This window comes from Paracoccus ferrooxidans (assembly GCF_029909815.1).
Taxonomy (GTDB): Bacteria; Pseudomonadota; Alphaproteobacteria; order Rhodobacterales; family Rhodobacteraceae; genus Paracoccus; species Paracoccus versutus.
On sequence record NZ_CP038202.1, the window covers coordinates 693564 to 715366 of the forward strand.

At 68.3% G+C, this 21803-nt stretch carries 21 protein-coding genes and 1 tRNA gene; 13 read left to right on the top strand and 9 right to left on the bottom strand.

The window, feature by feature from the left end; genetic code table 11:
• The first annotated feature begins 152 nt into the window (after positions 1-152).
• From E3U26_RS20510 to E3U26_RS20530, 5 genes are read left to right on the top strand one after another with little or no spacing between them, the layout of a single operon-like run.
• Positions 153-2015: an extracellular solute-binding protein gene (locus tag E3U26_RS20510; RefSeq protein WP_036749673.1), complete on the top strand. Its 1863-nt coding sequence runs from the start codon at positions 153-155 to the stop codon at positions 2013-2015.
• A 43-nt stretch (positions 2016-2058) separates the two neighbouring features.
• On the top strand, positions 2059-3198 hold the full coding sequence (locus tag E3U26_RS20515) for a microcin C ABC transporter permease YejB (protein WP_036749676.1): 1140 nt from the start codon (positions 2059-2061) through the stop codon (positions 3196-3198).
• A complete protein-coding gene (locus tag E3U26_RS20520) occupies positions 3198-4304 on the top strand; it encodes an ABC transporter permease (RefSeq protein WP_499107477.1) in 1107 nt (368 codons plus the stop codon). The genes E3U26_RS20515 and E3U26_RS20520 overlap by 1 nt, the downstream gene beginning before the upstream one ends.
• A complete protein-coding gene (locus E3U26_RS20525; RefSeq protein WP_072460731.1) occupies positions 4301-5917 on the top strand; it encodes an ABC transporter ATP-binding protein in 1617 nt (538 codons plus the stop codon). Before E3U26_RS20520 ends, E3U26_RS20525 begins: the two co-directional genes overlap by 4 nt.
• Entirely contained in the window at positions 5914-7131 is a 1218-nt protein-coding gene (locus E3U26_RS20530) for a glycosyltransferase (protein ID WP_114534951.1), read from the top strand. Before E3U26_RS20525 ends, E3U26_RS20530 begins: the two co-directional genes overlap by 4 nt.
• Here E3U26_RS20530 and E3U26_RS20535 read toward each other — a convergent pair.
• The 4 genes from E3U26_RS20535 to E3U26_RS20550 all read right to left on the bottom strand — a co-directional run bounded on the left by E3U26_RS20535 (position 7128) and on the right by E3U26_RS20550 (position 9770).
• The gene (locus E3U26_RS20535; RefSeq protein WP_114534950.1) at positions 7128-7613 is read right to left on the bottom strand and encodes a hypothetical protein; all 486 of its coding nucleotides are present in this window, start codon (positions 7611-7613) and stop codon (positions 7128-7130) included. The genes E3U26_RS20530 and E3U26_RS20535 overlap by 4 nt on opposite strands.
• Before the next feature lie 78 nt (positions 7614-7691).
• Positions 7692-8747, bottom strand: coding sequence for a lysine-2,3-aminomutase-like protein (locus tag E3U26_RS20540; RefSeq protein WP_449043404.1), 1056 nt, complete (start codon positions 8745-8747; stop codon positions 7692-7694).
• 64 nt (positions 8748-8811) lie between these two features.
• Complete coding sequence (locus E3U26_RS20545) at positions 8812-9282, bottom strand: VOC family protein (RefSeq protein WP_449043405.1); 471 nt, start codon at positions 9280-9282, stop codon at positions 8812-8814.
• Positions 9283-9299: 17 nt separating this feature from the next.
• Entirely contained in the window at positions 9300-9770 is a 471-nt protein-coding gene (locus E3U26_RS20550; RefSeq protein ID WP_036749696.1) for an Lrp/AsnC family transcriptional regulator, read from the bottom strand.
• Between the two features lie 122 nt (positions 9771-9892).
• On the opposite strand from E3U26_RS20550, the gene hppD reads away from it, so the two are divergent.
• Positions 9893-11005, top strand: coding sequence for a 4-hydroxyphenylpyruvate dioxygenase family protein (hppD, locus tag E3U26_RS20555; RefSeq protein WP_499107480.1), 1113 nt, complete (start codon positions 9893-9895; stop codon positions 11003-11005).
• 156 nt (positions 11006-11161) lie between these two features.
• Here hppD and E3U26_RS20560 read toward each other — a convergent pair whose 3' ends face one another.
• Positions 11162-11878: a calcium-binding protein gene (locus E3U26_RS20560; RefSeq protein ID WP_449043407.1), complete on the bottom strand. Its 717-nt coding sequence runs from the start codon at positions 11876-11878 to the stop codon at positions 11162-11164.
• 238 nt (positions 11879-12116) lie between these two features.
• Here E3U26_RS20560 and E3U26_RS20565 point away from each other — a divergent pair, with 238 nt between their 5' ends.
• Genes E3U26_RS20565 through E3U26_RS20575 form a run of 3 tightly spaced genes read left to right on the top strand, consistent with a single transcriptional unit; the run spans position 12117 to position 14499 of the window.
• On the top strand, positions 12117-12431 hold the full coding sequence (locus E3U26_RS20565; protein WP_116221043.1) for a PepSY domain-containing protein: 315 nt from the start codon (positions 12117-12119) through the stop codon (positions 12429-12431).
• Positions 12431-13120 carry a response regulator transcription factor gene (locus E3U26_RS20570; protein ID WP_036749703.1) on the top strand — a complete coding sequence of 230 codons (690 nt, stop codon included), beginning with the start codon at positions 12431-12433 and terminating at the stop codon, positions 13118-13120. The genes E3U26_RS20565 and E3U26_RS20570 overlap by 1 nt, the downstream gene beginning before the upstream one ends.
• Positions 13117-14499 (top strand): sensor histidine kinase, encoded by a 1383-nt coding sequence (locus E3U26_RS20575; protein WP_499107482.1) that lies wholly within the window; start codon positions 13117-13119, stop codon positions 14497-14499. The genes E3U26_RS20570 and E3U26_RS20575 overlap by 4 nt, the downstream gene beginning before the upstream one ends.
• A gap of 42 nt (positions 14500-14541) precedes the next feature.
• On the opposite strand, the gene panC is transcribed toward E3U26_RS20575, so the two are convergent.
• Positions 14542-15390 (bottom strand): pantoate--beta-alanine ligase, encoded by an 849-nt coding sequence (panC, locus tag E3U26_RS20580; RefSeq protein ID WP_036749709.1) that lies wholly within the window; start codon positions 15388-15390, stop codon positions 14542-14544.
• Positions 15387-16217: a 3-methyl-2-oxobutanoate hydroxymethyltransferase gene (gene panB / locus E3U26_RS20585; protein ID WP_499107483.1), complete on the bottom strand. Its 831-nt coding sequence runs from the start codon at positions 16215-16217 to the stop codon at positions 15387-15389. Before panB ends, panC begins: the two co-directional genes overlap by 4 nt.
• Positions 16218-16768: 551 nt before the next feature.
• Here panB and argC point away from each other — a divergent pair.
• A complete protein-coding gene (gene argC, locus E3U26_RS20590) occupies positions 16769-17797 on the top strand; it encodes an N-acetyl-gamma-glutamyl-phosphate reductase (RefSeq protein ID WP_499107485.1) in 1029 nt (342 codons plus the stop codon).
• 77 nt (positions 17798-17874) lie between these two features.
• Complete coding sequence (locus tag E3U26_RS20595) at positions 17875-18042, top strand: hypothetical protein (RefSeq protein WP_166435403.1); 168 nt, start codon at positions 17875-17877, stop codon at positions 18040-18042.
• Between the two features lie 93 nt (positions 18043-18135).
• Here E3U26_RS20595 and efp read toward each other — a convergent pair whose 3' ends face one another.
• Positions 18136-18702, bottom strand: a complete 567-nt coding sequence (gene efp, locus E3U26_RS20600; protein WP_036753836.1) for an elongation factor P — start codon at positions 18700-18702, stop codon at positions 18136-18138.
• 132 nt (positions 18703-18834) lie between these two features.
• On the opposite strand from efp, the gene epmA reads away from it, so the two are divergent.
• Positions 18835-19884, top strand: a complete 1050-nt coding sequence (gene epmA, locus E3U26_RS20605) for an EF-P lysine aminoacylase GenX (protein ID WP_499107488.1) — start codon at positions 18835-18837, stop codon at positions 19882-19884.
• A gap of 119 nt (positions 19885-20003) precedes the next feature.
• Positions 20004-21278 (top strand): lytic murein transglycosylase, encoded by a 1275-nt coding sequence (locus E3U26_RS20610; RefSeq protein ID WP_114534940.1) that lies wholly within the window; start codon positions 20004-20006, stop codon positions 21276-21278.
• 427 nt (positions 21279-21705) lie between these two features.
• Here the strand turns inward: E3U26_RS20610 and E3U26_RS20615 are convergent.
• Positions 21706-21781: transfer RNA gene (locus E3U26_RS20615), tRNA-Phe, on the bottom strand.
• Between the last annotated feature and the right edge of the window lie 22 nt (positions 21782-21803).

Consider the following 21803-nt stretch of genomic DNA (forward strand, 5'->3'; position numbering starts at 1 on the left):
TCCCTTGGGGCGCCCTTTTTCGTTGCCGCGGCAAGGCCCCCGCGCGGCGGATCACGCATTTGCATGTTGAACCGGGCCCGCGGGCTGCTAGCCTTGCCGCCGGCGGCCCGCCGCCGCCCGAGCAAGACCAGAACAAGGATCGACAAGACCCGATGACGATGCGTTTCCTGCGACATGCCCCGATGGTTGCATTCATGGCGCTTCTGCCCGGCTGGGCCCTGGCGCAGGAGCAGCAGGAACCCCGGACCATCGTGTCCCATGGCATCTCGGTCTTCGGCGAGCCCGAGCTGCCCGCGGATTTCCCGCATCTGCGCTATGTGAACCCCGATGCGCCCAAGGGTGGCGAGATTTCGGAATGGTTCAGCGGCGGGTTCGACAGCTACAACCCCTATACCCACCGCGGCCGCGCGGCCCTGCTTTCCAACGCCATGCTGGAGCCGCTGATGGAAAGCGTCGCCGACGAGATCGGCACCGCCTATTGCCTGCTCTGCGAGACCATCGAATATCCCGAAAGCCGCGACTGGGTGATCTTCCACCTGCGCCCCGAGGCGAAATTTTCGGACGGCACGCCGCTGACCGCGCATGACGTGCTGTTTTCCTTTGAACTCCTGCGCGACAAGGGCCTGTCCTCATACCGTACGATCATTTCCAAGATCGTTGCCAAGGCCGAGGTGATCGACGACCGCACCATCAAGTTCATCTTCCGGCCGGACTATCCGCGCCGCGACGTGATCCAGTCGGTGGGCGGCCAGATCGTCTTCTCGCGCGAGGATTTCCGCAAGAACAAGCGCGACATCGAGCAGTCGAGCAACATCCCCTTCGTCGGCTCGGGGCCTTACATGTTCGATCGGGCCGATGCGGGCCGCTCGATCACCCTGCGGCGCAATCCCGACTATTGGGGCAAGGATCTGCCGATCAACATCGGCCGGCACAATTTCGACCGCATCCGTGTCGAGTATTTCGGCGATTACGACAGCGCCTTCGAGGCGTTCAAGGCCGGCGTCTATACCTTCCGCAACGAGGCCAGCTCGATCCACTGGGCGACGCGCTATGATTTCCCCGCCGTGCAATCCGGCGCGGTGAAAAAGGAGGCGCTGCCCGACGGCAGCATCGCCTCGGGGCAGGGCTGGGTCTTCAACCTGCGCCGGCCCAAGTTCCAGGACATCCGCGTGCGCGAGGCCATCGGGCTGATGTTCAACTTCGAATGGTCGAACGAGACGCTGTTCTATGGGCTTTACGCGCGGGTGAACTCGCCCTGGGAAAACAGCCCGCTGATGGCCGAGGGCAAGCCCACGCCGGCCGAGCTGGCGCTGCTCGAGCCCCTGGCCAAGGATCTGCCGCCGGGCGTGCTGACCGAGGATGCGGTGCTGCAGCCCGTCTCGGGCAAGACCCAGCTCGACCGGCGCAACATGCGCCGCGCGGCGCAGCTTCTGGACGAGGCGGGCTGGAAGCCGGGCGCCGACGGCATGCGCCGCAACGCCAAGGGCGAGGTGCTGCGGGTCGAGTTCCTGAACGACAGCGCCACCTTCGACCGCGTCATCAACCCCTTCGTGCAGAACCTGCGCGCGGTGGGCATCGACGCGGTGAACCTGCGGGTGGACGATGCGCAGCTGACCGCGCGGACCCGCAGCCACGACTTCGACATCGTGACCGATCAGCTGCTCCAGGGCTATTTCCTGACCGGCGATACCGAGCAGACCTTCGGCTCGGAAAACGTGGGCGACGTGTTCAACGCCATGGGCATGGCCAATCCGGCCGTGGACCGGCTGATCCAGCTGGGCATCGAGGCCAGGAGCGAGGATGAGATGATCACCGTGGCCCATGCGCTGGACCGCAGCCTGCGCGCGCAGCACTTCTGGGTGCCGCAATGGTTCAAGGCCGAGCATACCGTCGCCTATTACGACATCTTCGCCCATCCCGAGACCTTGCCGCCCTATGCGCTGGGTGAGCTTGATTTCTGGTGGTATGACGCGGATAAGGCGGCAAAGCTGAAACAATCCGGCGCGCTGCGCTAGGGCCCAGGGGGCCGGCGCGGATCAAGGCGGAGCAAGGGGACGGATGGCAGCCTATATCCTGCGGCGCTTGCTGCTGATCATACCCACGCTGATCGGCATCATGCTGGTCAACTTCACGCTGACGCAATTCGTCCCCGGCGGCCCGATCGAGCAGATCATCGCCCGCGTCCAGGGCGAGGGCGATGCGCTGCGCAACATCACCGGCGGGGCGGGCGAGTCGCCGCAGAACACCGAATATGCCGGCGCCCGCGGCATCCCGCCCGAGCTGCTGGACCAGCTCGAGGTGCAGATGGGCTTTGCCCGCATCGCCTGCACGCCCGACCACCAGGGCGAGCCGGACCTGAAATCCCCCGATTGCAGCAAGGAAAAGATCGGCGCGGCCGAGCGTTTCCTGGTCATGCTGGGCAATTACGTCCGCTTCGATTTCGGCACCAGCTTCTTCCGCTCGATCTCGGTCATCGACCTGGTGCTGGAAAAGATGCCGGTCTCGATCACGCTGGGGCTGTGGTCGACGCTGATCGCCTATCTGATCTCGATCCCGCTGGGCATCCGCAAGGCGGTCAGGAACGGCACGCCCTTCGACACCTGGACCTCGGGCGCGATCATCGTGGGCTATGCCATCCCCGCCTTCCTGTTCGCGGTCCTGCTGATGGTGCTGTTCGCGGGCGGCAGCTATTGGCAGATCTTTCCCTTGCGCGGGCTGACCTCGGACAATTGGGCCGACCTGAGCCTTTGGGGCAAGGTCAAGGACTACCTGTGGCACATCACCCTGCCGGTCCTGGCCACCACCATCTCCAGCTTCGCCACGCTGACGCTGCTGACCAAGAACAGTTTCCTGGACGAGATCAACAAGCAATATGTCATCACCGCCCGCGCCAAGGGCCTGACCGAGCGCCGGGTGCTTTACGCCCATGTCTTTCGTAATGCCATGCTGATCGTGATCGCCGGGTTCCCATCGATGTTCCTGGGCGTGTTCTTCGGCTCGTCGATCCTGATCGAGACCATCTTCTCGCTCGACGGGCTGGGCCGGCTGGGCTTCGAGGCGGCGGTGCAGCGCGACTATCCGGTGATCTTCGGCACGCTTTACGTCTTTGGCCTGCTGGGCCTGCTGGTCGGCATCCTGTCGGACCTGATGTATGTGCTGGTCGATCCCCGCATCGACTTCGAGCGGAGGGCTGGCTGATGGCGATGACCGAGCTGAACCGCCGCCGGCTGCGCAATTTCCGCCGCAACAAGCGCGCCTTCTGGTCACTGGTGGTCTTTACCATCCTGTTCGTGGCCTCGCTGTTTGCGGAACTGATCGCCAATGACAAGCCGATCCTGGTCAGCTATCGGGGCGAGCTGCATTTCCCGGTCTATCGCTTCTACCCCGAGACCGCCTTCGGCGGCGATTTCGGCACCGAGGCGATCTATACCGATCCCGGCGTGCAATGCCTGATCCGCACCGGCGGGCGGCCCGAATGCTGGGACGACCCCGAGGCGACCGAGCGCGCGGCGCGAGAGACCGGCCAGGTCGCGGGCGAGGCGGTCGAGCGCGGCTGGATGCTGTGGCCGCCGATCCCCTATCACTACCGCAGCATCAACAATGTCGGCACCGCCCCCAGCCCGCCCGATGCGGCGCATTGGCTGGGCACCGACGACACCGCGCGCGACGTGCTGGCGCGGGTGATCTACGGCTTTCGCCTGTCGATCCTGTTCACGCTGATCGTGACCGTGGTCGCCTCGGTTCTGGGCATCGCGGCGGGGGCGGTGCAGGGCTATTTCGGCGGCCGCACCGACCTGGTGTTCCAGAGATTGCTTGAGATATGGGGATCAACCCCTTCGCTTTACGTGATTATCATTCTGTTCGCGATCCTGGGGCGAAGTTTCTGGCTGCTGGTTTTCGTCTCGATCCTGTTCGGCTGGCCGGCGCTGGTCGGCGTGGTGCGGGCCGAGTTCCTGCGCGCGCGCAACTTCGAATATGTCCGCGCCGCCCGCGCGCTTGGGGTCAGTGACCGCATTATCATGTTCCGCCATATCCTGCCCAACGCCATGGTGGCGACGCTGACCATGCTGCCCTTTGTCGTGACCGGCACCATCTCGTCGCTGGCCGCGCTGGATTATCTGGGCTACGGCCTGCCCAGTTCGGCCCCCTCGCTGGGCGAGCTGGCCTTGCAGGCCAAGCAGAACCTGCAGGCGCCCTGGCTGGGCTTCACCGCCTTCTTCAGCTTCGCCATCATGCTGTCCTTGCTGGTGTTCATCTTCGAGGGCGTGCGCGACGCCTTCGACCCAAGAAAGACCTTCCGATGACCCCGGTTCTGGAAGTCAGCGACCTGCGGGTGGGGTTCCGGCAGGACGGGCGACTGGTGCCCGCCGTCAAGGGCGTCAGCTTCACCGTGGGCAAGGGCGAGACGGTGGCGCTGGTCGGCGAATCCGGCTCGGGCAAGTCGGTCACGGCGCTGTCGACCGTGCGGCTTCTGGGCGAGGCGGCCGAGGTCGCGGGCTCGGTCCGCTACGGCGGGCGCGAATTGCTGGGCGCCTCCGAGGCGGAGTTGCGCCGGGTGCGCGGCAACGACATCAGCTTCATCTTCCAGGAGCCGATGACCTCGCTGAACCCCCTGCACACGCTGGAGCGGCAGCTTGCCGAAAGCCTGGCGCTGCACCAGGGGCTGCGCGGCGCGGCGGCGCGGGCGCGGATCATCGAGCTTTTGACCCGCGTCGGCATCCGCGACCCGGAAACGCGGCTGGCCGATTACCCGCACCAGCTGTCGGGCGGCCAGCGCCAGCGGGTGATGATCGCCATGGCGCTGGCGAACGGGCCGGAGCTGCTGATCGCCGACGAGCCGACGACGGCGCTGGACGTGACCATCCAGGCGCAGATCATGGAGCTGCTGGCGGAGCTGAAGGCGGCCGAGGGGCTGTCGATGCTGTTCATCAGCCACGACCTGGGCCTGGTGCGCCGCATCGCCGACCGGGTCTGCGTGATGAAGGGCGGCGAGATCGTCGAGCAGGGGCCAGTCGAGCAGATCTTCGCCCATCCGCAGCACGAATATACCCGGATGCTGCTGGCGGCCGAGCCCAAGGGCAGGGCCGATCCCATCCCCGCCGATGCGCCGCAGGTCGTGGCGACGCAGGATCTGCGGGTCTGGTTCCCGATCCAGCGCGGCTTCCTGCGCCGCACCGTCGGCCATGTGAAGGCGGTGAACGGCGCCACCATCTCGGTCCGCGCCGGCGAGACGCTGGGCATCGTCGGCGAATCCGGTTCCGGCAAGACCACGCTGGCGCTGGCGATCATGCGGCTGATCGACAGCGACGGGCCGATCCTCTACATGGGCCGCGACATCTCCCGCGTGCCGGGCCGGGCGCTGCGCGGCTTGCGCCGCGACATGCAGATCGTGTTCCAGGACCCCTATGGCAGCCTGTCCCCGCGCATGACGGTCGAGCAGATCATCGCCGAGGGCCTGGGCGTGCATGGCATCGAGCCGGGCCGCAACCGCCGCGAGATGGTCGATGCGATCATGCGCGAGGTCGGGCTGGACCCCGCCACCATGCACCGTTACCCGCACGAGTTCAGCGGCGGCCAGCGCCAGCGCATCGCCATCGCCCGCGCCATGATCCTGAACCCCAAGCTGGTGGTGCTGGACGAGCCGACCAGCGCGCTGGACATGACCGTTCAGGTGCAGATCGTCGAGCTTTTGCGGCGCTTGCAGCGCAAGCACGGCCTGGCCTTCCTGTTCATCAGCCACGACCTGCGCGTCGTGCGCGCCATGTCGCACCAGATCATGGTCATGCGCGCCGGCGAGGTGGTCGAGCAGGGCTCGACCGACGCGGTTTTCGAACGGCCTGAAAGCGATTATACCCGCCAGCTGATCGCGGCGGCATTTCTTGCGGTAACAAGTGAAGACCTTAAGGTAACAAGTTGAAGATCCTGTTCGTTCACCAGAATTTTCCCGGCCAGTTCCTGCATCTGGCGCCGGCCCTGGCCGCGCGCGGCCATCACGTGACGGCGCTGACGGATGAAAAGAACCAGCGTGCCTCGCCGGTCCGCGTGCTGCGCTACAAGACGCCGGACGAGCTGAAGCTGCCGCCCTCGCTGGGCCGGACCTACAGCGAGATGGCCGAGCGGGGCTGGGTCGCGGCCCGCGGCTGCCGCGCCCTGCGCGACCGGCACGGCTATGCGCCCGACCTGATCTTCGGCCATAGCGGCTGGGGCGAGACGCTGTTTCTGCGCGAAATCTGGCCCGAAGCGAAGCTGCTGGTCTATGCCGAGCTGATGTATCGCACCCGCGGCCATGACGTCGGCTTCGACCCCGAGATCACCCCCGGCAGCGACGAGGGGCGGATCGGCACCGTCGCGCGCTCGGCGCATCTGATCCAGGGGCTGGTGCAGGCCGATGCCGGGCTGTCGCCGACGCAATACCAGGCGAACTCCTTTTCGCCGGAATTGCGCCGGAAGCTGACGGTGATCCACGACGGCATCGACACGCAGAAGGTCCGTCCCGACCCGGCGGCCGAGCTTGCGCTGCCCGACGGCCGCACGCTGCGGGCGGGGGACGAGGTGCTAACCTATGTCTCGCGCTCGCTGGAGCCCTATCGCGGCTTTCACCGCTTCATGCGCGCGCTGCCCGAGGTGCTGCGGGCGCGGCCCGAGGCGCAGGTGGTGCTGGTGGGCGCCGACGGGGCCAGCTATGGCGGCCTGCCCAAGGACGCGCCGAACTGGCGGGAAAAGCTGCTGGCCGAACTCGACGGCCGGCTGGACCTTGGGCGCATCCATTTCCTGGGCCGGGTGCCCTATCCGCAATATCTGGCGCTGTTGCAGGTCAGCCGGGTGCATTGCTACCTGACCTATCCCTTCGTCCTCAGCTGGTCGCTGACCGAGGCGATGGCGGCCGGCTGCTATGTCGTCGGTTCCGACACCGAGCCGGTGCGCGAACTGGTCCGCGACGGCGAGAACGGACGGCTGGTGCCCTTTTTCGACCAGCCCGCGCTGGAATCGGCGCTGATCCGCGGCCTTGCCGGCGACCCCGAGGCGCCGCGCCTGCAGGCGGCGGCGCGCCAGACCATCCTGCAGGGCTATGACCTGCACGGGCATTGCCTGCCGCGGCTGATCGACTGGGTGGAAAGCTTCGCGCCCTAAAGCTCGATCTCGCTTTCGGGGTCGCGTTCGGGCAGCGGCGGCGTCGCTTCCGGCGGCGGGGCTAGGCGGGGGTCGTCCTCGGGCGCAGGGCGCAGCATGTCGCGCAGCGCATCGCCCACCGGCGGGGGCGGCGGCGCGTCCGCGCGGCGGCGGATCAGGATGTCGCCGTTCTCCAGCCGCTCGGGCGCCTGGTAGTTGCGCACGTCGTCCATCAGCTTGCCGATGTCCTGCAGCACCGGCGCGACCGCGCCCAGCGTATCGCCCAGGTCGCGGCCCAGCCGGTCCAGATGCGGCTCGGCCTGTTGCAGCAGGTTGCGCATGAAGTTTTCCAGCCCGCGTTCCAGCGGGTCGGGCTCTTCCGGCGGGGGCAGGCCCTCCGAGGGCGGCGGCTCGTCGGCCAGCGGGGGCTCGTAATCCTGGGCCATGGCTGCGGGGGGCATCAGCGCGGCGCAGAGGATCAGGGAAAGAAGCGGGTTGCGCATGGGCCGGTCCTTCGGCTGTTCGCAGGGGAAACATGCGCGAGGCCGGCCGGGTTCCCTTGCGCCGCGGCCGCCCCGCGGTCAATCGGCAGGGCCGGCACCTTCCGGGTCGCGATATTCGTGCAGCCGCCCCCGCCAGTCGCGGATCGCATAGCGGCCGGGCGCGGTCGGCTGGACATGGTCCGGCCCCAGCGGCACCTTGCCGTGCCCGCCCGGCAGGTCCAGCACATAGGTCGGAAGGCATGTCCCCGACAGCCGCCCGCGCAGGGCCGCCATGATCGCCTGCCCCTCGGCGATGGAGGTGCGGAAATGGCCGGTGCCGCGCGCCAGGTCGCAATGATGCAGGTAATAGGGCTTGACCCGGTTGCGGATCAGCGCCCGGAACAGCTCGGCCAGGATGTCGGGATCGGCATTCACCCCCCGGAGCAGCACGGTCTGCGACAACAGCGGAACGCCCGCATCGGCCAGCCGCGCCAGCGCGGCGCGGGCGGCCTCGGTCAGTTCCTGCGCGTGATTGGTATGGATCACCACCCAGACCGCCAGCCGCGCCGGCCGCAGCGCCGCCAGCATTGCCGCGTCGATGCGGCCGGGGGCGACCACCGGCACGCGGGTATGGAAGCGGACGACGTCGACATGGGCGATCGCCTCCAGCCGCGCCATCAGCGCCGAGATGCGGCGCGCCGACAGCACCATCGGGTCGCCGCCGGTCAGGATCACCTCGCGGATCGCGGGGGTGCGGGCGACATAGTCCAGCGCGGCGGCCAGGTCGGGCTCGGGCAGGCTGCCTTCCTCGCCCACCACCTCGCGGCGAAAGCAGAAGCGGCAATAGACCTCGCAGGTCTTGGTGACATGCAGGATCACCCGGTCGGGATAGCGATGGGTCAGGCCGGGGGTCGGGCTGAAGCAGGCGTCGCCGATGGGGTCGGCCAGCTCTTCGGGGCGGATCTGCAATTCGCGCGCATCGGGCAGGAATTGCGCGGCGACGCCGTCGCCGGGCGCGCGCATGGCCTGGCGCATGGCGGCGGGGATGCGGATGCGGAACTCGGCCGCGACCGCGTCCAGCGCCTCGGCCAGCGCGGCATCGGCCAGGCCGGCCTCGACCAGGGCGGGAACGGTGGTGATCGGGCGCTGGGACAAGGCGGCCTCTTGCGGCGAAAGGGAAGGGCGGTTTATCGACCCGCCGGCCGGTCTTGGCAAGGGCTCAGCCCCGTGCCGCCGCCTCCAGCGCGGCGATGTCGAGCTTGACCATCGTCAGCATGGCCGCGGTGACGCGGCGGCCGACCTGGGGGTCGGGGTCCGCCATCAACTCGCCCAGCCGTTTCGGGACGACCTGCCAGCACAGGCCCCAGCGGTCGCGCAGCCAGCCGCATTGCTCGGCCGTGCCGCCTTCCAGCAGCGCGTCCCACAGCCGGTCGATCCCAGCCTGGTCGTCGCATTCGACCATGACCGAGAAGCTGTGGTTGAACGGGTCGAGCGGCCCGGCCTCGATCGCCATGTAGCGCTGGTCGCCCAGGGTAAAGCCCGCCAGCCCGACGCTGCCCTCGGGCCCCGAGGGCGTGTCGCCCGGAACGGTCGAGAGCCAGTCCAGCGACGAGCCGGGGATCAGCGCACAGTAAAAGCGCACCGCCGCCTCCATGTCGCGTTCGAACCAGAGATGCTGGGTGACTTTCATCGCGGTTCCCCCTTATTTCAGGGCAGCACCAAGCTGCGGTCGTCCTTGAGCGTCTTCAGCACGATCTCGGAACGCACCTGGGCCACCTGCGGTTGCGGCAGCAGGTGGCGGTGGATGAAATCCGAGAATGCCTCCAGATCGCGCAGCCGCACGTCCAGGATGTAATCGGCATCGCCCGAGACCGAAAAGGCCGAGCGGATCTGCGGATGCGCGGCGACGAAACGGGCGAAATCGTCCTCCTTCCCCTGGCCGTGGCTGCGCAGGTTCACGCGGATGATGGCGCGCAGCCCGAAGCCCAGCTTCTGCGGGTTCAGCCGGGCGGCATAGCCCTCGATCACCCCGGCCTCTTCCAGCGCCGCACGCCTGCGCGAGCATTGCGAGGGCGACAGGTTCACCAGCTCGGCCAGCGCCGCATTGGTCATCGCCCCGTCGCGCTGCAGGGCGTCGAGAATGGCGATGTCGAATCCATCCATGCGCATTTCTTGCATCGATCCGCCCCATCATGCGCGCTTCATGCCTTTGCGCCCCGATCATGGCACAGTTTGCGCCCGGCTTGCATTGCATTCGCGCGATCATGGTTTCAGGACACGCGAACAGAGGAGGAGACGCCATGGGACCGTTCCCGCATGACGCCCCGAAAGCCACCATCAGCGCCGAAAACCCCGCCGGCACCGACGGGTTCGAGTTCGTCGAATTCGCCCATCCGCAGCCCGAGACCCTGGACCGCATCTTTCGCCAGATGGGCTTCGTCCCGGTGGCGCGGCACAGGCGCAAGGACATCACGCTGTATCGCCAGGGCGACATCAACTACCTGCTGAACGCCGAGCCCGACAGCCATGCCGCGGGCTTCGTGCGCCAGCACGGCCCCTGCGCCCCGGCCATGGCCTGGCGCGTGGTCGATGCGCAGCACGCGCTGCGGCGCGCGCTGGAGCTGGGCGCCAGGGAATATGCCGGTGGCGGCAAATCCATCGACGCGCCGGCGGTCCATGGCATCGGCGGCTCGCTGCTGTATTTCATCGACCGCTACGGCGATGCCGGCAGCGCCTATGCCGCCGAATACGACTGGCTGGCCGAACCCGATCCGCGCCCGGAGGGCTTCGGCTTCTATTACCTCGACCACCTGACGCATAACGTGGTGCGCGGGAACATGGACAGCTGGTACAAGTTCTATCACGACACGTTCAATTTTCGCGAAATCCGGTTCTTCGACATCAAGGGCAAGCAGACCGGGCTGGTCAGCCGGGCGCTGACCTCGCCCGACGGCAAGATCCGCATCCCGATCAACGAATCGACCGACGATCACAGCCAGATCGAGGAATACCTGCGCGCCTACAAGGGCGAGGGCATCCAGCACATCGCCATCGCCACCGAGGACATCTATGCCGCCACCGACCGCATCGCCGAGGCCGGGATGAAGTTCATGCCCGGCCCGCCCGACACCTATTACGAAATGTCGCACAACCGGGTGAAGGGCCACCAGGAGCCGGTCGAGCGCATGAAGCGGCACGGCATCCTGATCGACGGCGAAGGCGTCGTCGGCGGCGGCATGACGCGGGTGCTGCTGCAGGTCTTCTCGAGAACCGTGATCGGGCCGATCTTCTTCGAGTTCATTCAGCGCAAGGGCGATGACGGCTTCGGCGAGGGCAATTTCCGCGCCCTGTTCGAATCGATCGAAGAGGATCAGATCCGCCGCGGCGTGCTGAAGATCGACGCGGCCGAGTGACGGGCCGGCGCGCCGCCCTGCATGGCGGGGTTGTCGCCGGCGCCGCAGATTGCTGGTGCGGGACCAGGACGCCGCCGCCAGCGGATGCGGCGGCGTCCTGCCGGATTGCGCCCCGGCCGATCGGGAAGTGCTGGCCGACCGGAAGGGGCTGGCCGATCAGAAGGTGAAGTCACCCAGGTCGAGCTGCGCCTTCTGCATGTCCTGGATGGTGACGATGGTATCGGCGGACAGCCGCAGCACCAGGTCGTCGCCGACCTGCTGGGCGTTGCTGATGACCGCCTGCACCTGCGCCCGGCTGAAATCGTCGAAGTCGAGCCGGTCCATGCCGTTCTGGAAATCGGTGATGGTGTCGCGGCCGTCGCCGCGCTCGAACTCGAAGACATCGGCGCCGGCGCCGCCGGTCAGGATGTCGTTGCCGCGCCCGCCCTCCAGCCGGTCGCGGCCCTCGCCGCCGTCCAGCCGGTCGTTGCCCGAACCGCCGTCCAACTCGTCATTGCCCAGCCCGCCGAACAGCAGGTCGTTGCCGGCCCCGCCCTCGACCTCGTCATGGCCTGAGCCGGCATAAAGCGTATCGGCACCGGCGCCGCCTTCCAGCTCGTCGTTGCCGCTGCCGCCATGCAGGACGTCGTTGCCGTTGCCGCCCTCCAACTCGTCGTTGCCGTTGCCGCCGTGCAGGACGTCATTGCCATTGCCGCCCTCCAGCTCGTCATGGCCCTCGCCGCCGTTCAGCGTGTCGTTGCCGTCGCCGCCGTGCAGCTTGTCGTTGCCGCCAAAGCCGAACAGCCGGTCATGGCCGCCCATTCCCGACAGCCAGTCTCCGAATGGCGTGCCGTTCAGCGTTTCGGCGAAGCTCGTCCCGTTCTTGCGCAGCATCTCTTGGTCCTTTCATGGTAAGGCGGCGGTTGCCCGTCCGCGGGATAACGCGCCCGCAATGCCACAGGCTTGCTGACAGCCCTCTGATCCCGCCTGTCAGGCTGTTGTCAGAAAACCCCCGCCTGGGCGGAAAGCCGCCGGGCCGGGCTGTTGCCGTTTCGGCACGCCGCGCACGGCGGCAGGGCCCGCGCCGATTTTGTCAGCCGCCTGTCAGTTCCCGGACGCTAATAGGGGCGGCATGAGACTGCTTGCCCTTCTTGTCCTTCTGTCGCTGCTGCCGCCGTTGCTCGCCGCGGGACAGGACATCGCCGAGCCGGATTTCGAACAGGCGCGCGAGGCCGTCGAACGCGGCCGGATCCTGCCCCTTGCCGAGGTGCTGGCGCGGCTGCACGAATCCCAGCCCGGACGGGTGATCGAGGTGGACCTGGACGAGGAGGACGGCATGATGATCTATGAGGTCGAGCTGGCAACCCCGGACGGCCGCCTGATCGAGGTCGAGATCGACGCGGCCTCGGGACGGATCCTGGCCCTGGACGAGGATGACGAGGACTGATGCGCGCCCTGATCGTCGAGGATGAGCCCCGGATCGCCGCCGATCTGGAACGGGCGCTGAAGGCGGCGGGCTTTCTGGTCGAGACGGTCGGCGACGGCGAGACCGCCTGGTTCCGCGGCGGCACCGAGCAATACGACCTGATCGTGCTGGACCTGAACCTGCCGCGGCTGGACGGGCTGACCGTGCTGAAGCGCTGGCGCGCCGAGGGCTGCGAAAGCCCGGTGCTGATCCTGACCGCGCGCGGCGCCTGGACCGAGCGGGTCGAGGGCATCGACGCCGGCGCCGACGACTACCTGCCCAAGCCCTTTCGCATGGAGGAATTGATCGCCCGCGCCCGCGCGCTGGTGCGCCGTGCCGGCGGGCGGGGCAATGCGACGCAGCAGGTCGGGCGGCTGACCGTGGACCTCAATCGCATGACCGCCGCCATCGACGGCATCCCGATGCCGCTCACGCCGCTGGAGTTCCGCCTGGTCGCCTATCTGGCGCTGAACCGCGACCGCATCGTGGCGCCGACCGAATTGCTGGAGCATCTTTATGGCGACGACGATTCGCGCGAGCTGAACGCCGTCGAGGCCATCGTCACCCGCCTGCGCCGCAAGCTGGGGCCGGGCGTGATCGGCACCCGCCGCGGCTTCGGCTATCACCTGGAGGCCGGCCCCCCGGCCGGCCCGGCCCAGGTCGGGGCGTGATCCGCTCGATCCGCTGGCGGCTGGTGCTGGCCGGGGGGCTGGCCATCGCGCTGGCGCTGGCGCTGTCGGGCATGGGGCTGGCGGTGCTGTTCGAACGCCATGTCGAGCGCGTCGCCGTGGCCGATCTGCAGGCCCGCGCCCTGGCGCTGGCCGCCATGGTGCAGCCCGAGGCCGAGACCGGCGCCCGCCTGCGCGCGCCCCCCGACGACCCGCTTTATGACCAGCCCTTTTCCGGCCATTACTGGCAGGTGATGCTGGGCAGCGAGCTGCGCCGCTCGCGCTCGCTCTGGGACTACACCCTGCCCAGCGACCAGCCGGCGCCGGCGCCGGGCGAAACCGCGGTGCGCACGCTTCCAGGCCCGCGCGGCGAGCCGCTGCTGGCGGTCGAGCAAAGCCTGGTGGCCGGCCGGGAAGCGGTGCCGCTGCGCATCATCCTGGCCTCGGATCGCGACGAGCTGGCCCTGGCGCGGCGCGGCTTCCTGGGTGATCTCTTGCCCTATCTCGGCCTGCTGGGCGCCATGCTGCTGCTGGCCAGCTGGGTGCAGATCACCGTCGGCCTGCGTCCGCTGCGCCAGGTGGGCGCCAGGGTGGCGGCGCTGGTCTCGGGCGGCAGGCCGCGCATCGGCCAGGATCTGCCGACCGAGGTGATCCCGCTGGCCACCCAGATCGACGAGCTGCTGGACGCGCGCGACCGGGAACTCGGCCGGGCCCGCCATCGCGCGGCCAACCTGGCGCATGGGCTCAAGACCCCGCTCCAGGCGCTGCTGGGCGATGCCGCCGAGCTTGAAGCCAGGGGCGAGGTCGAGATCGCCCGCAATATCGAAACCGTCGCCCAGCAGATGCGCCGCCATGTCGATCGCGAACTGGCCCGCGCCCGCCTGCAGTCCGGCCGCGATGCGCAAAGCGCCGAGCCCGGCCGGATCGCCACCCGGCTGATCGGCGTGCTGCGTCGCACGCCGCTGGGCGCCGGCATCGACTGGCGGCTTTCGGCGCCCCCCGGCCTCGCGGCCCGCATCGATCCCGACGAACTGACCGAGGCCCTCGGCGCGCTGCTGGAAAACGCCATGCGCCATGCGCGGGGCATGGTCCGCATCTCGGCTCGCCGCAAGGACGGCCGCATCCTCATCGCCATCCTGGACGACGGTCCCGGCGTTCCCGAGGCCGAACTGGAGCGGCTTACCCAGCGCGGCCTCAGCCTCGATCCCAGCGGCGAGGGGCAGGGTATCGGCCTGGCCGTGGTCGCCGACATCGTCGATGCGGCGCAGGGGGAATTGCGGCTGCGCAACGCCCATCCCGGTTTCCTGGCCGAATTGCATCTCGAGGCAGCGCCGCCCGCTTTCCAGGGCGCGGCGCCTTCACCGTTTCCCAAATCCCCATGAGGCAAGCGCGCCCGCGGCGCTGATCTTGCCGGGTGGATGCGTTCAGGGCAGCGTGACCGCCAGGTTGTCGATCAGCCGCACCCCGTCGAGCCAGGCCGCGACCAGCAGCCGCGCCGGCCGGCCCGGCTGCGGTTCGCCCAGGGTTTCGCCGTCGCGCAGCGCCAGATATTCCACGGGCGCGAAACCCGCCGCCTCCAGCCCGGCCTGCGCCGCGGCCAGCGTGGCCTCCGCAGGCTCGCCGGCCTCGATCCGGGCGACCGCCTCGAACAGCGCCTGCGGCAGGGTCGCGGCACGCGCCCGGCCTTCGGCCGTCAGGCGCTGGTTGCGCGAGGACAGCGCCAGCCCGTCCCCGGCCCGCACGCAGGGGCAGGGCACGATCTCGACCGGCAGTTTCAGGTCCTGCACCAGCCGGCGCACCAGCTGCAGCTGCTGCCAGTCCTTTTCCCCGAAAAACGCCCGGTCGGCCTGGGTCATGTTGAGCAGAAGCGTCACCACCGTGGCCACGCCGTCGAAATGGCCCGGACGATGCGCTCCTTCCAGCGGCGCCGTCACCCCCGAGACCGAGATCACCGTGGCATGGTCCGGCGGATAGACCTCGTCGCCATCGGGCACGAAAAGCGCATCCACCCCCAGGGGGCCCAGCAGCTCGGCATCGGCATGTTCGGTGCGGGGATAGCGGGCGAAATCCTCGGCATTGTTGAACTGGCGCGGGTTGACGAACAGGGTCACGATCACCCGGTCGCAACTGGCCTTGGCGGCGCGGACCAGGCTCAGGTGCCCCTCGTGCAGCGCGCCCATGGTCGGTACCACGCCGATGCTTTCGCCGCGGGATTTCCAGCCGCGCACCAGCGCGCGCAATTCGGCCAGCGGCCGGACGATGGGCGCGCTCATGCGGGCTTGCCCTCGGCAAAGCCATGTTCGGGGCCGGGAAAGCGGCGGGCGCGGACCTCGGCGGCATAGGCGGCGATGGCGGCATCGGCATCCTGGCCCAGCTCGGCATAGCGCTTGACGAATTTCGGCCGGAAATCGGAAAACAGCCCCAGCATGTCGTCGACCACCAGCACCTGCCCGTCGCAATCCAGGCCCGCGCCGATGCCGATGGTGGGCACGGCGATTTCTTGCGTGATGCGCGCCCCCAGCGCCGCGGGCAGCTTTTCCAGCACCACGGCAAAGGCGCCGGCGTCCGTCAGCGCCGCGGCATCCAGGGCGATGCGGTCGGCCTCGTCCCGGCCGCGGCCCTGCACCTTGTAGCCGCCCAGCACATTAACCGATTGCGGCGTCAGCCCGACATGGCCCATCACCGGGATGCCGCGCGCGACCAGGAAGGCCACCGTCTCGGCCATGTGGCGCCCGCCTTCCAGCTTGACCGCCTGGCAGCCGGTCTCGGCCATCAGCCGCGCGGCGTTGCGGAAGGCTTGCTCGGGCCCTTCCTCATAGCTGCCGAAGGGCATGTCCACCACCAGGCAGGCGCGCGAGCAACCCCGCGCCACCGCCTTGCCGTGCAGGATCATCATCTCCATGCTGACGCCGATGGTCGAGGGCAGGCCGTGCAGCACCATGCCCAGGCTGTCGCCGACCAGGGCGATGTCGCAATGCGCATCGACCAGCCGGGCCATCGGCGTGGTATAGGCGGTCAGGCAGACCACCGGCTCGCCGCCCTTGCGGGCGCGGATGTCTCCGGGGCCAAGCTGGCTCTTGCGATCGGGGGTCGCGCTCATCTCTCTCTCCCTTGTCCAGGGCCTTGGCGGCCGCTGCCCGAATATTGGATTCGCGCCGCCATGTCTCGCAATAAAATGATGCAGATGCAGCATTCCCGCGCAGGAAAAGAAGCCGGCCGGTGGCGGCGACAGACCGCCCCTGGAATTTCAAAAGCAAATACAACATGTTGAAATTCACCCCGCCCCAAGGGCCGCCCCGCGGCCGACAAGGCCGTGGCCGCCCCCTGCGCGCGTCCGGCGCCTTCCAGGCCCTGCCTGACTGATGCCGGGCGGCTGCCGCTCCCGCGCGCGCGGGCTTCCCGTCGCGCTCGAGCATGAAATGCACCGGCACCCTGCACCCCGCGCGCGCCCCCCGGCTTCTTCGTTCCCCAAATACTCATGCGGCCGCGCCATTCTCGGCAAGGCCTGCCCGCATGGGCCCGGCCGGCCCGATCCGCCCCGGCCTGCGGCTTGACATGCCGGGGGCCGGGGCCTAGTGCCGGACTTGGCTCCCTGCGGGGCCTGACCAACCAGCGCCGCGCCGAATGCGGCCGTTTCCTCGGGATCGAGACATGACGCTGAACGCTGCCATCCTTGGGGCCTCGGGCTATACGGGTGCCGAACTCGTCCGCATCCTCGCCACCCATCCCCGGATCGAGGTCGCCGCGCTGTCTGCCGACCGCAAGGCGGGGCAGGGCTATGACGAGGTCTTCCCGCATCTGCGCCACCTGAAGCTGCCGGCGCTGGTCAGGATGGAAGAGATCGACTTCTCGGCCATCGACCTGGTGTTCTGCGCGCTGCCGCACGGCCTCAGCCAGCCGCTGGTCGCAACATTGCCGCAGAACGTGAAGATCGTCGACCTGGGCGCCGATTTCCGGCTGCGCGACCCGGAGGATTACAAGAAATGGTATGGGCTCGACCATGCCGCGCCCGAGATCCAGCCCGAGGCGGTCTATGGGCTGACCGAGTTCTATCGCGACCAGATCCGCGACGCGCGGCTGGTCGCCGGCACCGGCTGCAACGCCGCCACCGTGCAATTCTCGCTGCGGCCGCTGATCGGCTCGGGGCTGATCGACCTCGACGATATCATCTGCGACCTCAAGAACGGGATTTCCGGGGCGGGCCGCTCGCTCAAGGAAAACATGCTCTTCGCCGAACGCTCCGAGGATGTGGCGGGCTATTCCCAGGGCGGCAAGCACCGCCACCTGGGCGAGTTCGACCAGGAGTTCTCGGCCCTGGCCGGGCGTCCGGTGCGCATCCAGTTCACCCCGCACCTGGTGCCGGTGAACCGCGGCATCCTGGCCTCCTGCTATCTCAAGGGCGAGCCGCAGGCGGTCCATGCCGCGCTGGCCGAGGCCTATGCCGACGAGCCCTTCATCGTCGTGCTGCCCTATGGGCAACTGCCGGCGATGGCGCATGTGCAGGGCTCGAACTTCTGCCATATCGGGGTGACGGGCGACCGGATTTCGGGGCGGACGCTGGTCGTCTCGACGCTGGACAACCTGTGCAAGGGCTCCTCTGGGCAGGCGGTGCAGAACGCCAACCTGATGCTGGGCCTGCCGGAAACCGAAGGGCTGATGCTGGCGCCGATCTTCCCCTGACCGGAACCGCAAGGCGGGGCTGCGCGTCTTGTCTGGGATAGGGGCGGCGTTTCGCCGCCCTGAAGGAGGAAAGCAAGATGCGTAGCCTGATTGCGACCGCCGTTTCCGCCATGCTGCTTGCGCTGGCCGGCTGCGGCGACAATCCCACCGAACGCGCCGCCACGGGCGGTCTGGGCGGGGCGGTCATCGCCGGTCCCGCGGGGGCGGTGGTGGGCGGAACCATCGGGGCCGCGACTGCCGATTGACTCGCGGCAGCGCCCGGTGAAATGCCTTTTGAAAGGCCCTGTGAAAGGCAAGGTGCGGGGCGGCGGAGCGCGCGCCCCGCACCGGATCAGGAATCAGCTCTTGGCGCGCTCGACATAGGTCAGGTCGGCGGTGTTGATGACGACCTTGGTGCCCACGCCGATATGCGGCGGCACCATGATGCGCACGCCGTTATGCGCCATCGCCGGCTTGTAGCTGGACGAGGCGGTCTGGCCCTTGACCACCGGCTCGGTCTCGACCACCTCGACCGTCACCTTCTGCGGCAGCTCGATGGCGATGGCGACGCCGTTATGGACCTGCAGGAAGACGCTGATGCCGTCTTCCAGGAACACCTTGTCGTCGCCGACCACGTCGGGCGAGACCACGACCTGCTCATAGCTTTCCGGCTCCATGAAGTGGAAGCCCTCGCCGTCCTCGTAGAGGAAATTATAGGCGCGTTCGTCGACATGGGCGCGCTCGACCTGTTCGGTGGTCTTCCAGCGCTCCGAGACCTTGTTGCCGTCCGAGATGCGGCGCAGCTCGACCTGGGTCGTTGGCGTGCCCTTGCCGGGGTGGAAGTTGGTCGCGGTCAGGACGACATGGAGCTTGCCGTCGATCTCGACGACATTGCCTTTGCGAAGGCTGGAGGCGATGACTTTCAAGGCGGTTCCCTTGCCTGCTTTTCAAATTCCGGGATGCCGGATACCAAGTCCGGCAGATGACATCCCATAGCGTTTTTCCCAGCTTTGCGCCAGCCGCAAGCGGAAAACGACACAGATGCAAGAGGTGCGCGCATGAAACCCGCCGACGAAAGCCCCTGGTGGGACCAGGGCCGCCATGCCGGGCGCCGGCCGCTGCTGCTGGCGCGAAACCGCATCCAGGCCGCGATCCGCGACTGGCTGGGCGCGCAGGATTTCGTCGAGGTCGATCCGCTGGCCCTGGCCGTCAGTCCGGGTAACGAGGCGCATCTGCATGCCTTCGCCACCGACCAGATCGGCAACGACGGCGTGCCGCGGCGGATGTATCTGCATACCAGCCCGGAATTCGCGATGAAAAAGCTGCTGGCCGCGGGCGAGGCGCGCATCTTCGCTTTCAGCCATGTCTGGCGCAACCGCGAGCGCGGGCCGCTGCACAGCCCCGAGTTCTGCATGCTGGAATGGTATCGCGCGGGCGAGGATTATCGCGTGCTTTTCGACGATTGCGCGCAATACCTGCGCCATGCCGCCGAGGTTGCGGGCGCCGAGATGCTGCGTTTTCGCGGCGCCGAATGCGATCCCTATGCCACGCCCGAGGTGATGACGGTGGCGCAGGCCTTCCGCGAATTTGCCGGCATCGACCTGCTGGCGACCTGCGACGGGGCCGAGACCGACGTGGCCGCCCTGCGCGCCCAGGCCGAGGTGCAGGGGGTGCACCTGGCTGCGGACGACGGCTGGTCCGACATCCTGTCGCGCGTGCTGGTGGAACGGGTCGAGCCGCATCTGGGCCATGGCCGGCCGCTGATCCTCGACCGCTACCCGGCGGCCGAGGCGGCGCTGGCGCGACCTGCCGCGGACGAGCCGCGCGAGGCCGAGCGGTTCGAGCTTTACGCCTGCGGCGTCGAGCTGGCCAACGGCTTCGGCGAGTTGACTGACCCCGCCGAACAGCGCCGCCGCTTCCAGTTGGAGATGGCGGAGAAGGCCCGCATCTATGGCGAGCGTTACCCGCTGGACGAGGATTTCCTGGCCGCGCTGGCCTTCATGCCGCCGGCCGCGGGCTGCGCGCTGGGGTTCGACCGGCTGGTGATGCTGGCCACCGGCGCGCCGCGGATCGACGAGGTGATCTGGACCCCGCTGCGGGCCGAATAAGGCCCTGGTGCCGCCCGAGCCTGCCGAAAGGCGGCCTCTTGCCGCCGCGGGTTTTCCGGCTTTCGGCGCGGGAAAACGGACGCTAGGCTAGGACAAAAGGCTCGACCAAGGGGACAGGAATGCGGCTTTCATTGCGACTTTCGGCAACGCTCACGGCCATGGCTCTGCTGCTTGGCGGCTGCGCCGGCCAATATCCCGGCGCGGGCGTTCCCCAGCAAAGCCAGGAGATCAAATGGGGCCGCTACCAGAACCCGCCGGCCGAAAAGGTCGCCGGGCTGCGCAACTGGGTCGAAGGCTTCAAGGCCAGCGCCCGCGGCCAGGGCATCAGCGACAGCACGCTGGAGTTCGCCTTCCGCGACGTGACCTACAACCCCGAGGCGCTGCGCCGTTCGCAGAACCAGGCCGAGTTCAAGAAATCCCTGTGGGAATACCTGGAGAACGCGGTTTCGGAAAAGCGCCAGACCAACGGCCGGGCGGCGCTGGCGCAATATGGCGGCGTGCTGAGCCGGATCGAGGCGACCTATGGCGTCGACAAGGAGGTCGTCGCGGCGGTCTGGGGCATGGAATCGACCTATGGCGAGCGGCGCGGCGACCTGCCCCTGATCGAAAGCCTGGCCACCCTGGGCTATGAGGGCTATCGCGGCGCCTTCTTCCGCAGCCAGCTGATGGCGGCGCTGAAGATCCTGCAATCGGGCGACATCGACCCCGGCCACATGACCGGCAGCTGGGCCGGCGCCATGGGCCACACCCAGTTCATCCCGACCACCTATCTCAGCTTCGCGGTCGATTTCACCGGCGATGGCCGGCGCGACATCTGGTCGAACGACCCGTCCGACGCGCTGGCCTCGGCCGCGAACTACCTGGCGAAATCGGGCTGGCAGCGCGGCCTGCCGGCGGCGGTCGAGGTCACTCTGCCGCCCGGCTTCAACACCGCGCTGGCCGGCAAGGGCAAGCGGCGCAGCGTCGCGGAATGGCAGTCTCTGGGCGTGCGCCAGGCCAACCAGCGGCCGCTGCCGCCCGCAGGCACCTCGACCGAGCTGATCGTTCCCGGCGGTGCCTCGGGCGCGGCCTTCCTGATCACCCGCAACTTCCACGCCATCCTGCGCTACAACAATGCCGACAGCTATGCGCTGGCGGTGTCGCATCTGGCGGACCGGCTCAAGGGCTATCCGGGGTTGGCCAATCCCTGGCCGGCCGACCATCCCGGCCTGCGCATCGAGCAGCGCAAGGAGATGCAGCGCCTGCTGACGGCCCGCGGCTTCGACACGCAGGGGGTGGACGGCAACGTCGGCTCGAACACGACCAGCGCCATCCGGGCCTATCAGGCCTCGCGCGGGCTGCCGGTGACGGGCGAGCCCTCGGCCGCATTGCTCGAGCAGTTGCGCCGCGGCTGACGAATGCCGGAAACGGCCGGGCCGGCGCCACCCTGCGCTTGCCCGGATCGGCTTCCGCTTGCCGCCGAGCTCCTAGGAAAGCGGTCGGCGCCCCTGTTCGCAGGTCTCGGCCGGGACTTCCCCCTTCCGCCGGCGTGGTCCCCGAGGTCGGGGTCTGCGATGTCAGGTTGGGGGCCGGCGCCAGGCTCGTGCGGCCTCGGGCCAGCGTCGGATCGCCGAGTTTATCGGCCGTCCCGATTACCTTGCATGACTCGCTGCACGGCCGTTCAGGACGGCTTCTGCTGGTGTCACGCGGCCTTGTTGGGTCTATCCGCCGTCTTCCGCGTCCTGCAGATCTTCGTGTCAAACGACAGCAGATGAGGGGCTTTGTGTCACTCTTGCGCCAAGAAACGCCTTGAAACTATCATTATGCTTTCAAGGAGTTAAATGGTGCCCGGAGGCGGATTCGAACCACCGACACGCGGATTTTCAATCCGCTGCTCTACCAACTGAGCTATCCGGGCGCCGAGCGTCTTGCTTCGGACT

What these genes read in the sequence shown, in the direction of transcription:
- E3U26_RS20510 (WP_036749673.1), top strand. Translation starts at nt 153, where the DNA reads ATGACGATGCGTTTCCTGCGACATGCCCCGATGGTTGCATTCATGGCG.
- E3U26_RS20515 (WP_036749676.1), top strand. Translation starts at nt 2,059, where the DNA reads ATGGCAGCCTATATCCTGCGGCGCTTGCTGCTGATCATACCCACGCTG.
- E3U26_RS20520 (WP_499107477.1), top strand. Translation starts at nt 3,198, where the DNA reads ATGGCGATGACCGAGCTGAACCGCCGCCGGCTGCGCAATTTCCGCCGC.
- E3U26_RS20525 (WP_072460731.1), top strand. Translation starts at nt 4,301, where the DNA reads ATGACCCCGGTTCTGGAAGTCAGCGACCTGCGGGTGGGGTTCCGGCAG.
- E3U26_RS20535 (WP_114534950.1), bottom strand. Translation starts at nt 7,613, where the DNA reads ATGCGCAACCCGCTTCTTTCCCTGATCCTCTGCGCCGCGCTGATGCCC.
- E3U26_RS20545 (WP_449043405.1), bottom strand. Translation starts at nt 9,282, where the DNA reads ATGAAAGTCACCCAGCATCTCTGGTTCGAACGCGACATGGAGGCGGCG.
- E3U26_RS20550 (WP_036749696.1), bottom strand. Translation starts at nt 9,770, where the DNA reads ATGCAAGAAATGCGCATGGATGGATTCGACATCGCCATTCTCGACGCC.
- hppD (WP_499107480.1), top strand. Translation starts at nt 9,893, where the DNA reads ATGGGACCGTTCCCGCATGACGCCCCGAAAGCCACCATCAGCGCCGAA.
- E3U26_RS20560 (WP_449043407.1), bottom strand. Translation starts at nt 11,878, where the DNA reads ATGCTGCGCAAGAACGGGACGAGCTTCGCCGAAACGCTGAACGGCACG.
- E3U26_RS20565 (WP_116221043.1), top strand. Translation starts at nt 12,117, where the DNA reads ATGAGACTGCTTGCCCTTCTTGTCCTTCTGTCGCTGCTGCCGCCGTTG.
- E3U26_RS20570 (WP_036749703.1), top strand. Translation starts at nt 12,431, where the DNA reads ATGCGCGCCCTGATCGTCGAGGATGAGCCCCGGATCGCCGCCGATCTG.
- panC (WP_036749709.1), bottom strand. Translation starts at nt 15,390, where the DNA reads ATGAGCGCGCCCATCGTCCGGCCGCTGGCCGAATTGCGCGCGCTGGTG.
- panB (WP_499107483.1), bottom strand. Translation starts at nt 16,217, where the DNA reads ATGAGCGCGACCCCCGATCGCAAGAGCCAGCTTGGCCCCGGAGACATC.
- argC (WP_499107485.1), top strand. Translation starts at nt 16,769, where the DNA reads ATGACGCTGAACGCTGCCATCCTTGGGGCCTCGGGCTATACGGGTGCC.
- E3U26_RS20595 (WP_166435403.1), top strand. Translation starts at nt 17,875, where the DNA reads ATGCGTAGCCTGATTGCGACCGCCGTTTCCGCCATGCTGCTTGCGCTG.
- epmA (WP_499107488.1), top strand. Translation starts at nt 18,835, where the DNA reads ATGAAACCCGCCGACGAAAGCCCCTGGTGGGACCAGGGCCGCCATGCC.
- E3U26_RS20610 (WP_114534940.1), top strand. Translation starts at nt 20,004, where the DNA reads ATGCGGCTTTCATTGCGACTTTCGGCAACGCTCACGGCCATGGCTCTG.